The following is a 1,776-nucleotide window of genomic DNA, read 5'->3' as shown; positions in this document are numbered from 1 at the left end:
CCAATCGCCTGTCGCGTTCACGCAGCGTTTCTATCTGAATCAGATCGCTGCTTAACCCGTTGGCCTCCACGAATTCCGTCTGACCTCAGTCCCACAAAACGCTGAAAACTCAGCCGGTCCAGCAACTGGAACTCCATCTGCTCGTCGCTGAGGTTGTAGAGCTGCTGCACCACCAGCACCCGCACCATCAGTTCGGTCGGAAACGGCGGGCGACCACCGCGCTCTCCGCCCGGCCGGGGCACCGCCTCGTCGATCTCCTCCCAGCGCCGCAAAATCCACGTGCTCGCCCAGCTTGCTCAGCGCATCACCTATCTTGTCCAGCTTGGTCTCACGTTCCTGCTCCGCGAACAGACTCACCTTGATCATCTTCACATCCTCATGCCTTCGGCCTCAGTGGCATCATGCCAGCGTCCGAACGGTTTTTCGAGGTGCCCAAGCGTCTCACGACGATGCCACACAGGCTTCTACATTTCGCTCACGGCAATCCCGGTGGCGGTTTGCGTTGCCAGCACGCGCTGCGCAACGCCTGGCAGACCAGATCCGCGTTGATCCGCTCGGACATCGACCAGCCGACGATGCGCCGGCTCGCCAGATCCAGGATCGCCGCCAGATACAACCAGCCCTCGCCGGTCCTGACGAAGGTGATGTCGCTTACCCAGGCTTGATTGGGCCGCCAGCCGTCGAAGCGCCGATCCAACAGATTCGGCGCCACCGGCAGGCGGTGCGTCGAATCCGTCGTCACCCGATACGGGCGCTTGTAGACCGGGCGCAGCCCTTGGCGTTGCAGCCTGCGACGCACGCGTTCGGCGCTCGCCGGCCGGCCCTGAGCACGCAACTGTCGCACGATACGAGGACGGCCGTAGCTGCCGCGGCTGGCACGATGAATGGCGGCGACCTCAGCGTCCAACATGGCATTGGCCAGTGCCCGCCGACTTGGCTCCCGGCCACGCCACTGGCAATAGCCGCTGCGCGACACACCCAGAACCCGGCAAAGCCGACTTACGCTGTACTGGTCGCGATGTGCGTCAATCCAGGCGTACCTCACCGCGACCCCTTCGCGAAGTACGCCGTCGCCTTTCGAAGAATTTCGATATCCAGCTTTGCGCTGGCCAACTCCTTACGCAGACGACTGTTCTCGGCCTCCAGGTCGCTGACGGGGCGACGACTTGAGCTCGGTGCACCCGGCGCCGGCCCCGCTGCGGCCTGCATACTGCCATCGCGCTGATCACGGCACCAGTTCCCCAGCGTCGCCACTGGCACGCCCAGCCTGCGAGCGGCTTCATGCTGACCGACGCTCTCAGCGAGCCGCACCGCCTCAACCTTGAATTCCTTCGTGTACTGCCGTCTCGGTACCACGTTCTCTGCCATGTTCTTCTCCATACAGTCAAAAAGTTATCAAACTTCTTGCTGTACGTGGAATCGGGGCAGGGTCACCTCGGCTATGTCAGCGATGACCGCCGAGCTGGATAAATCAGTTTTCCCAAACGAAAGGGACTGTCGGGAATCTGTATGTTCTACAAGAACGGGAGGCGCGTGTAAATCAGGGAAGATCCAATTTGTAATAATTTACTATCTTAATATATTTCGTTCTATTGCCTCGCTGCAGTGGCCCATCGCGATTTAAGTGTTGCTGGTAAACGGGATTGAAGTTTGTAAAGACAATGCCGAACAAGCGTCCACATTCATGGGCACCTCGAAAAACCGTTCGGACGCTGGCATGATGCCACTGAGGCCGCAGGGATGAGGATGTGAAGATGATCAAGGTGAGTCTGTTCG

Annotated in this window: 1 protein-coding gene and 1 pseudogene; both read right to left on the bottom strand. The window is 60.0% G+C overall.

The features are described 5' to 3' along the window. Positions 1-17: 17 nt before the first annotated feature. On the bottom strand, positions 18-272 hold the full coding sequence (locus ACPUER_RS36580; RefSeq protein WP_425133558.1) for a transposase: 255 nt from the start codon (positions 270-272) through the stop codon (positions 18-20). Between the two features lie 209 nt (positions 273-481). Continuing rightward, positions 482-1,380, bottom strand: a pseudogene (locus tag ACPUER_RS36575) (IS3 family transposase); the annotation flags it as partial. Positions 1,381-1,776: the final 396 nt, after the last annotated feature.

The sequence above is a fragment of the Burkholderia sp. DN3021 genome (assembly GCF_049805555.1).
Taxonomy (GTDB): domain Bacteria; phylum Pseudomonadota; class Gammaproteobacteria; order Burkholderiales; family Burkholderiaceae; genus Burkholderia; species Burkholderia pyrrocinia_C.
The sequence above is the reverse complement of the archived record's forward strand: the minus strand, read 5'-3'. Positions and strand labels throughout refer to the sequence as shown.